We start from the raw sequence: 8,591 nt of genomic DNA on the forward strand, positions 1-8,591 counted from the left end.
TGTCGGGGTGCTGACAACAAGGAGCATGTCTATGGCCATTACCATCCAGTCCGTTTTAAACCTGAGCGACAGCTCGGCCAGTCCGAGTCAGGGCTATGTCAGCACGCCGGACTCCCCTTTTGCCATGTTCTTTGCCGATCAGTTACAGGCATTTGCGTTGGGAGTGCAGGGCATGGCGGGAACCGGCAACGACGATCTGCCGGAGGATGTTGTTGAAGTACCGCTGCGCAATTTGGCGGAGCCGGTACAGGATGCCTCCCTGTTGCTGGGCGGTTTGCTCATGCAGGGCGGCGGAGCGGCCCGCCAGCAAGCCATTACCGCCAGCAAGGATACGATGGAACTTCCTGCCCCGGCTATTGCTGCGGCATCTGGCGAAGCGCTGGCGGCGGAAGAGTTGGCCGCACTGGCCGGTGCCAAAACCAAGTCCGCCAAAGGCGGCGAGGCGGCCGGCGCGCTGTCGGAGCTGGCTGCACTGACCGGAGATGCCGCCGCTGATGAAGCACCGGCGTTGCCAGGGCTGCTGGCCGCCGCCAGCAGCGACAAGCGGGCATTGCGGACACTGAAGGATGATGGCCTGTCCGCCGCGGTGGCGGTGCGGCTGGCCGCCGCCAGCAGCGACAAGCGGGCATTGCGGACACTGAAGGATGATGGCCTGTCCGCCGCGGTGGCGGTGCGGCTGGCCATGCGCGAGGCGGAGGCGGCCGAGGCCGGTTCCGAAGTGAAAACCTTGCCGCCAGCAGTTGCCGCCGGGCGGCAGGAATTGCCGACCGACTTGTCCGCCACTGGCGCCGGCAAGGAGCTGAAGGAGGTGCTGCTGGGTGGCACCATGGATCGCAGCAAGCAGTGGGGCGAGGCCTTTGGCCAGCAAGTGGTGAAGGCGGTCGAGCGGCAGCTGGACTCCGCGCGCTTCCATGTCACCCCGGAAAAGCTGGGGCCGATCGAAGTCCAGATCTCCATGAACAAGGAGCAGGCGCAGATCATGGTCACCACTTCCAACCTGATGGCCAAGGAAATCATCGAGAGTCACCTGCCGGCGTTGTCGCGGATGATGGAGCAGGCCGGTCTGCAACTGGCGGATGCGCAGGTCTCCTCGCAACAGCACGGTCAGCAACAGCACGGCCAGCAGGCGCAGCAGCAACACGGCCGCAGCCAGCCCGAGGTGATGCCGTCGCTGCCGGAACCGGAGATGGTTTCATCTCCGGTGACTGCCTCTTCCGGCCTGCGGGAAACAGCCTGATTCACCAGCCGTGCCGCGGGTCGACGCAAGGTTGGCCGCAAGCGGAAAACGGCCTGCTGTTCCCCCGGAAATCTACTAAATGGCTGTTCAACTCGACAAGAAATGGAGAAAATAGGGGTTAAGCATTTCTTTTAAACGAGAGCAGGTATTGTCATGGCCGAAAAAGATAAAAAAGAAGACGTTAAAGAAGCCAAGCCAGCGGCAGGCGGCAATAACAAACTACTCTTGGTTGTCATTGTGTTGCTGGTGCTGGTACTGGCCGCAGTGGGGGGCTTGGGCGCTTATGTATTCCTGAGCAACAAATCGGCCGCTGGTGCCGATGCCGGTCATGCTGCCGCTGAGCATGCACCGGAAAAGAAAGAGAAAAAAGAAGGCCCTCCGGTGTTCGAGAAACTGGAGCCGTTTGTCGTCAACCTGAGCGGCGGCTCGTCGATGTTGCAGATCGAGCTGCAGGCCGAGTTGTATGACGAAGCGGCCAAAAACAATATGAAGGCCTATCTGCCGAAAATCCGCAGTGCGCTGATCCTGTTGCTGTCGGCCAAGACCGAAGAGGAACTGCAGTCGGCGGACGGCAAGATCAAGCTGAAGGCGCAGATCAAGAAAATCATCAACGAGTCGATGGATGCCGGGGAAGAAGAACCGGTTGAAAACGTGCTCTTTACCTCCTTCATCATACAGTTGCAGTAATCATGGCTGATGAAATCCTGTCCCAGGAAGAGGTCGACGCGCTATTGCGCGGCGTGACCGGGGAAGAGGACAACGATGGCGCGGACAGCGACAACGGTGGTGTACGGAACTATGATATCGGCCGCCAGGAGCGCATTGTCCGCGGCCGGATGCCGACGCTCGAGATCATCAATGAGCGTTTCGCGCGCAACCTGCGTATCGGTTTTTTCAACTTCCTGCGCCGCAATGCCGAGATATCGGTCGGACCGGTACGGGTGCTGAAGTACAGCGAGTTCATCCGTAACCTGGTGGTGCCGACCAACCTCAACCTGGTACACGTCAAGCCGTTGCGCGGCACCGGGCTGCTGATCTTCGACCCGGACCTGGTGTTCCTGGTAGTCGACAATCTGTTCGGCAGCGATGGCCGCTTCCATGTGCGGGTGGAAGGCCGCGACTTTACCCCGACCGAGCAGCGTATCATCCGCAAGATGCTGGAAGTGGTGTTTGCCGAGTACCAGAAGGCGTGGGAGCCGGTATACCCGATCGAGTTTATCTATTTGCGTTCGGAGATGAATACCCAGTTTGCCAACATCGCCACCCCGACCGAGGTGGTGGTGGCCGCAACCTTCCATATCGAGCTGGGTGCCGGTGGCGGCGACTTCCACGTCTGTCTGCCGTACTCGATGATCGAGCCGCTGCGCGACCTGCTGGCCAGCAGCATGCAGGCCGACCGTACCGAAGTCGATAACCGCTGGGTCAGCCTGATGCAGTATCAGGTACAGGCGGCGGAGGTCGAACTGGTCGCCACCCTGGCGCAGACCAAGGTATCGTTGGGCGACATCCTCAATCTCAAGGTCGGTGACGTGGTGATGGTGGACGTGGCAGAAAAGGTGGTGGCCGATGTGTCGGGCATCCCGGTACTGGAGTGCAGCTATGGCACGGTATCCGGCAATTACGCATTGAAAGTGGAAACGATACTGTCCGGGGCGCATGAGCTGTTTGAGCCGCCGTCGAGTGGAGAGCAAGAAGATGAGTGACGAGCAAGGCTTTGATCCGGATTCGGTTGCCGGAGCCGTTGACGAAGAAGTGTCCATGGATGACTGGGCAGCGGCCATGGCCGAGCAGGAAGTGGTGGACACGGCCACCGCCGAGGTAAAACCGGCGACCAACCTGTTCCAGGACCTGTCCGGCAGTAACCAGAGCCAGGCGGTGCCGCAGAATCTGGACATGATTCTGGATATTCCGGTACAGCTGACCGTCGAGCTTGGGCGTACCAAGATCGCGATCCGCAACCTGCTGCAGCTGGCGCAGGGCTCGGTGGTGGAACTGGACGGCCTGGCCGGCGAGCCGATGGACGTGCTGGTCAACGGCTGCCTGATTGCGCAGGGCGAGGTGGTGGTGGTCAACGACCGTTTCGGTATCCGCCTGACGGACATCATTACGCCTGCCGAGCGTATCCGCCGGCTGCAGAAATGAAGCGATTGCGGACGGTGTTGCCGTTGTTGCCGCTGTCTGTCAGCGCCGCCGTGCCCGCCGCCGATGCGGGCACGTCGCCTTTGTGGGGGCTGGTGCAGGTGATGCTGGCGCTAGGGCTGGTGCTGGCGGTGATTGTCGGGGCCGCGTGGCTGTTCCGCCGCATCAGCATGGGTGGCATGCTCGGCCGCTGGCAGCCGGCCAAGGTGGTCAGCGGCGTGATGGTTGGCCCGCACGAGCGGGTGGTGATCGTCGAGCTGGAAGGGCAGTGGCTGGTCCTGGGCGTGACGGCGAAGCAGGTCAACCTGCTGACCAGCATGGCCCGGCCGGAAGGCGCCGCCAATGCCGCTAGTGCGCCGGCGGCCACTCCGCCCTTTGCCGAATGGTTGGCCGCAGCGCTGGCCAAACACCGCCGATCCTCTTCAAACGATACGCCATGAACCAACTTCAACGATTGGGCCTGCTGGTACTGCTGATGTTGCCGCTGGGCAGCCATGCCACCGGCCTGCCGATGATGACCAGCGCGCCGGATGCGGCCGGCGGGCAAAGCTATTCGCTGAGCCTGCAGATGCTGCTGTTCATGACCGCGCTGAGCTTCATCCCGGCGATGATGCTGATGATGACCTCGTTCACGCGCATCATTATCGTGCTGTCGCTGCTACGCCAGGCGATGGGCACCATGCAGTCGCCGCCGAACCAGGTGTTGATCGGACTCAGCCTGTTTCTCACCATTTTCATCATGTCGCCGACGCTGGACCAGGTGTACACCAAGGCCTGGCTGCCGCTGTCGGAGAACAAGATGTCGTTCGAGCAGGCCGCCAGCGAGGCGGCCAAGCCGATGAAGGCGTTCATGCTGACACAGACGCGGGAGAAGGATCTGGCCTTCTTCATCGAGATCTCGCGCTCGCCGGCGCCGGCGACCCCGGCCGAGGTGTCGCTGAAGACGCTGATTCCGGCCTTCGTGATCAGCGAGCTGAAAACCGCGTTCCAGATCGGCTTCATGATCTTCATCCCGTTCCTGATCATCGACCTGGTGGTGGCCAGCATCCTGATGGCGATGGGGATGATGATGGTGTCGCCGGTGATCATTTCCCTGCCGTTCAAGATCATGCTGTTCGTGCTGGTCGACGGCTGGACGCTGCTGCTCGGCTCGCTGGTGCAGAGCTTCGGCGGGAGGTAGCTCATGACGCCAGAATCGGTCATCACCCTGATCCAGAATGCGCTGTTCATCCTGATCATCGTCGCCGCGCCACCGTTGGCGGTATCGCTGCTGGTCGGCCTGCTGGTCAGCATCCTGCAGGCGGCCACCCAGATCAACGAGATGACGCTGACCTTCATCCCCAAGCTGATCGCCATGTTCCTGGTGCTGGTGCTGGCCGGGCCGTGGATGCTGACCACGCTGATGGACTACACCACGCGGCTGTTCCAGAGCATACCGCTGGCCATCGGCTGACACATGTTTGCCATCAGCGACGCCCAGATCAACCTGCTGGTTGCCTACTTTGTGTGGCCGTTCTCGCGCATTCTCGGCGTGCTGCTGGCCGATCCGCTGTTTGCCTCGCGCAGCATTCCGCGCCGCTTCAAGGCCGGTTTCGCGCTGCTGCTGACGCTGCTGGTGGCACCGCTGCTGCCGCCGCTGCCGGACGTGCCGCTGGTGTCGGCGGCCGGTGTGGTGATCGTACTGCAGCAGCTGATGATCGGCATCATCATCGGCTTCGTGATGCGCATCGTGATCACCGCGGTGGAACTGGCCGGTTTCATCATGGCGACGCAGATGGGCTTGGGCTTCGCGATGTTCTTCGATCCGCAGCACGCGGCGCAGGTGCCGGCGGTGTCGCGGGTGCTGACCATCCTTACCACCCTGCTGTTTCTGGCTTTCGATGGCCACCATATCCTGCTCACCGCGCTGATGGACAGCTTCGACAAGATGCCGATCGGCGTCAGCGTGCCGGTGCTGTCGCTGCGACTGCTGGCGGAGTGGGGCGGCCACCTGTTCCTGTGGGGGCTGTGGCTGTCCTTACCGGTGGTCGGCAGCCTGCTGGTGACCAACCTGGCTATCGGCGTGATGACGCGCGCGGCGCCGCAGTTCAACGTGTTTTCCTTCGGCTTTCCGCTGACGCTGGCCATCGGCTTCATCGCGCTGTACCTGGTGCTGCCCTTGCTGGAGCCGGCGATCGCGCAGATTTACCGCGACGGTTTCGGCTTTATCAGCAAGCTGCTGATCGCGCCCTAGCTTTTTGCTAAAATCGGCATCCTGCGTTATCCGATTCATTTTGCGGCGTGCACGCGGCACGCCGCCGACTTTTTACTCGATTGAGGCTGCTATGGCTGGTCACAGCAAATGGGCGAACATCAAGCACAAGAAAGAACGCGCTGACGCCAAGCGCGGCAAAATTTTTACCCGCCTGATCAAGGAGATCACGGTCGCGGCCAGAATGGGCGGCCCGGACCTCGACTCCAACCCGCGCCTGCGCCTGGCGGTGGACAAGGCCTGGGATGCCAACATGCCGAAGGACAACGTGCAGCGCGCGATTGACCGTGGCGCCGGCACCCTGGAAGGCGTCGACTACATCGAGTGCCGCTACGAGGGCTACGGCATCGGCGGCGCGGCGGTGATGGTGGACTGCCTGACCGACAACAAGACCCGCACCGTGGCCGACGTACGCCACGCCTTCTCCAAGTACGGCGGCAATATGGGCACCGACGGCTGCGTGGCCTTCCAGTTCACCCACTGCGGCTACCTGGTATTTGCGCCGGGCGTGGACGAGGACGGCCTCATGGAAGCGGCGCTGGAAGCCGGCGCCGACGACGTGATCACCAACGACGACGGTTCGCTGGAAGTGATTACCGGTCCTTACGAATTCAGCGCCATCAAGGCGGCACTGGAGAAGGCTGGCTACAAGTCGGAAATGGGCGAAGTGACCATGCGCCCGCAGAACGAGACCGAACTGAGCGGCGACGACGCAGTGCGCATGCAGAAGCTGCTCGACGCGCTGGAAGACCTCGACGACGTGCAGGACGTCTACACCTCGGCAGTGATGGACGAATAAGGGTTTACTGCCGTAATAAATACCTGCTGCGGCAGATATCTTTGGATTGCGGCCAACGTTGGCCGCAATCGCAAAAAGCCCCGCAAATCGTGCGGGGCTTTGTTGTGTGATGATGTCGTGTGACTTAGCCGCGCATGCGGCGCAGCACTTCTTCCTTGCCGATCAGCGCCAGCACCGCGTCCACCGACGGCGTCTGCGCGGTGCCGCACACCAGCACGCGCAGCGGCATGCCCAGTTGGCCCATCTTGATGCCTTCGTCGGCGCAGAACGGCTTGAACAGCTCGTGGATGCTCTCGGCGGTCCAGCTGTCCAGCGCCGCCAGGCGCTCGGCAAAGCGCAGCATGCGGGCATGGCTGTCGGCGGACAGGTGTTTTTCCACGTCGGCGGCGGCCGGCGTGCGCTTGGCGTAGAAGTAGTCCACTTCCAGCGCCAGCGCGTTGAGGTCCTGCACCCGCTCCTTCACCAGCGCGACCACGTCCGACAGCGCCGGGCCGGCGCTGGTGTCAACGTTGGCCGCAGCCAGGCGGCCGGCGATCAGCCCGGCCAGGCGAGCGTTGTCGGCGGCCTTGATGTACTGCGCGTTCAGCCACAGGAATTTCTCGTGGTTGAAGCGGCTGGGCGAGCCGCTGACCGCTTCCAGCGTGAACCACTCCACGAACTGGGTCATGTCGAACAGCTCGTCGTCGCCGTGGCCCCAGCCCAGGCGCGCCAAGTAGTTCAGCAGCGCTTCCGGCAGGATGCCCTTGTCGGCGTAGTCCACCACGCTGACCGCGTCGCGGCGCTTGGACATCTTCTGGCCGTCCTCGTTGAGGATCATCGGCAGGTGGCCGTACACCGGCAGCGGCGCGTTCAGCGCCTTCAGAATGTTGATCTGGCGCGGGGTGTTGTTGACGTGGTCGTCGCCGCGGATCACGTGGGTGATGTTCATGTCCCAGTCGTCCACCACCACGCAGAAGTTGTAGGTCGGGCTGCCGTCCGGGCGCGCGATGATCAGGTCGTCCAGCTCGGTGTTGGCGAACTCGATACGGCCCTTGACCGCGTCATCCCACGCCACCACGCCATCCAGCGGGTTCTTGAAGCGGATCACCGGCTGCACGCCGGCCGGTGGCGGCGGCAGGGTCTTGCCGGCTTCCGGGCGCCAGCGGCGGTCGTAGCGCGGCTTCTCGCCGTTGGCTTCCTGCTGCGCACGCAGCACTTCCAGCTCGTCCTTGCTGCAGTAGCAAGGGTAGGCGTGGCCGGCGGCGACCAGTTGCTGGATCACTTCCTTGTAACGGTCAAAGCGCTGCGTCTGGTAGAACGGGCCTTCGTCGTAGTCGAGGCCGACCCAGTGCATGCCGTCGAGGATGGCCTTGACCGATTCCGGGGTCGAGCGCTCCAGGTCGGTGTCTTCGATGCGCAGCACGAAGGTGCCGCCGTGTTTGCGGGCGAACGCCCAGGAGAACAGCGCGGTGCGGACACCGCCGATGTGCAGGAAGCCGGTCGGGCTGGGGGCAAAGCGAGTGCGGATCATGTTGGATGGCCAGCGAATGCGGAAAACGGCTATTGTACGCTGCCGGTAAAATGGCGGGCAAACCGTCGCCGTCGCGGAGGCGCTTTGCGCCGCGTCGCGGCCGCTTGCGCCCAACGTTGGCCGCAATGCAAAAAGCCCGTTACCGAGGTAACGGGCTTTTTCTGTTCTGGCGTCCCCACGGGGAATCGAACCCCGGCCGCCGCCGTGAAAGGGCAGTGTTCTAACCGCTAAACTATAGGGACCGAAGTGGTGGAGATAAGCGGNTGGTTTCGTGTTTTGGTGCTGCATCACGAATTGGCGTGCACTTTAACGTCTGGTTTTGGCCAAGTCAAGCCTGTTTTTAAAAAATATGCGCTTTTGGCATGTTTTAAATGGCAGGCTATTGATTTTAATGGTTTTATTGATTTTTGCATGGCGGTTGGCCAATTGGCGATGATCGCGCCATGGGGCTTTGCGCGTGGCTGCCGGCGGTGAAAGCGTGCAAAACATGGCGGATCGTTAAATTGCGGTCGCTTTGCCGGCAGCATCGATGTTTCTGTGCCATCCCTCCTGCACTGGTTGCCCTGGTGCGGTTCACAGCTTGTGACTCGCCGCGGATAGAGTCCACGGAAGTGGTGTAAATGCAGACAGATGGTAGGAGGCCATCGACGAACTC

11 protein-coding genes and 1 tRNA gene are annotated in these 8,591 nt (G+C 62.1%); 9 read left to right on the forward strand and 3 right to left on the reverse strand.

Annotation, left to right across the window (positions count from 1 at the left end):
• Nucleotides 1–31: 31 nt before the first annotated feature.
• The 9 genes from IE083_RS08585 to IE083_RS08625 all read left to right on the forward strand — a co-directional run bounded on the left by IE083_RS08585 (nt 32) and on the right by IE083_RS08625 (nt 6,426).
• Nucleotides 32–1,237 (forward strand): flagellar hook-length control protein FliK, encoded by a 1,206-nt coding sequence (locus IE083_RS08585; protein WP_189353194.1) that lies wholly within the window; start codon nt 32–34, stop codon nt 1,235–1,237.
• 153 nt (nt 1,238–1,390) lie between these two features.
• Nucleotides 1,391–1,924 (forward strand): flagellar basal body-associated FliL family protein, encoded by a 534-nt coding sequence (locus IE083_RS08590; protein ID WP_189353195.1) that lies wholly within the window; start codon nt 1,391–1,393, stop codon nt 1,922–1,924.
• A gap of 2 nt (nt 1,925–1,926) precedes the next feature.
• The gene (gene fliM / locus IE083_RS08595; RefSeq protein ID WP_189353196.1) at nt 1,927–2,940 is read left to right on the forward strand and encodes a flagellar motor switch protein FliM; all 1,014 of its coding nucleotides are present in this window, start codon (nt 1,927–1,929) and stop codon (nt 2,938–2,940) included.
• Complete coding sequence (fliN, locus tag IE083_RS08600; RefSeq protein ID WP_189353197.1) at nt 2,933–3,379, forward strand: flagellar motor switch protein FliN; 447 nt, start codon at nt 2,933–2,935, stop codon at nt 3,377–3,379. Before fliM ends, fliN begins: the two co-directional genes overlap by 8 nt.
• On the forward strand, nt 3,376–3,816 hold the full coding sequence (gene fliO, locus IE083_RS08605) for a flagellar biosynthetic protein FliO (RefSeq protein ID WP_189353198.1): 441 nt from the start codon (nt 3,376–3,378) through the stop codon (nt 3,814–3,816). The genes fliN and fliO overlap by 4 nt, the downstream gene beginning before the upstream one ends.
• Nucleotides 3,813–4,556, forward strand: coding sequence for a flagellar type III secretion system pore protein FliP (gene fliP, locus IE083_RS08610; RefSeq protein WP_308426739.1), 744 nt, complete (start codon nt 3,813–3,815; stop codon nt 4,554–4,556). Before fliO ends, fliP begins: the two co-directional genes overlap by 4 nt.
• Nucleotides 4,557–4,559: 3 nt before the next feature.
• Nucleotides 4,560–4,829 carry a flagellar biosynthesis protein FliQ gene (fliQ, locus tag IE083_RS08615; RefSeq protein ID WP_047967410.1) on the forward strand — a complete coding sequence of 90 codons (270 nt, stop codon included), beginning with the start codon at nt 4,560–4,562 and terminating at the stop codon, nt 4,827–4,829.
• A gap of 3 nt (nt 4,830–4,832) precedes the next feature.
• Nucleotides 4,833–5,609, forward strand: coding sequence for a flagellar biosynthetic protein FliR (gene fliR / locus IE083_RS08620; RefSeq protein WP_189353199.1), 777 nt, complete (start codon nt 4,833–4,835; stop codon nt 5,607–5,609).
• A gap of 91 nt (nt 5,610–5,700) precedes the next feature.
• Nucleotides 5,701–6,426 carry a YebC/PmpR family DNA-binding transcriptional regulator gene (locus IE083_RS08625; protein ID WP_189353200.1) on the forward strand — a complete coding sequence of 242 codons (726 nt, stop codon included), beginning with the start codon at nt 5,701–5,703 and terminating at the stop codon, nt 6,424–6,426.
• A 124-nt stretch (nt 6,427–6,550) separates the two neighbouring features.
• Here the strand turns inward: IE083_RS08625 and gltX are convergent, their stop codons facing one another.
• The 3 genes from gltX to IE083_RS15805 form a co-directional block, all read right to left on the reverse strand.
• Complete coding sequence (gene gltX / locus IE083_RS08630; protein WP_189353201.1) at nt 6,551–7,936, reverse strand: glutamate--tRNA ligase; 1,386 nt, start codon at nt 7,934–7,936, stop codon at nt 6,551–6,553.
• Nucleotides 7,937–8,103: 167 nt separating this feature from the next.
• Nucleotides 8,104–8,178 (reverse strand) — tRNA-Glu (locus IE083_RS08635).
• 45 nt (nt 8,179–8,223) lie between these two features.
• Nucleotides 8,224–8,591: hypothetical protein (locus tag IE083_RS15805; RefSeq protein ID WP_229799667.1), on the reverse strand; the 368-nt coding region annotated here is incomplete at its 5' end.

This window comes from Vogesella fluminis (assembly GCF_014652335.1).
Taxonomy (GTDB): domain Bacteria; phylum Pseudomonadota; class Gammaproteobacteria; order Burkholderiales; family Chromobacteriaceae; genus Vogesella; species Vogesella fluminis.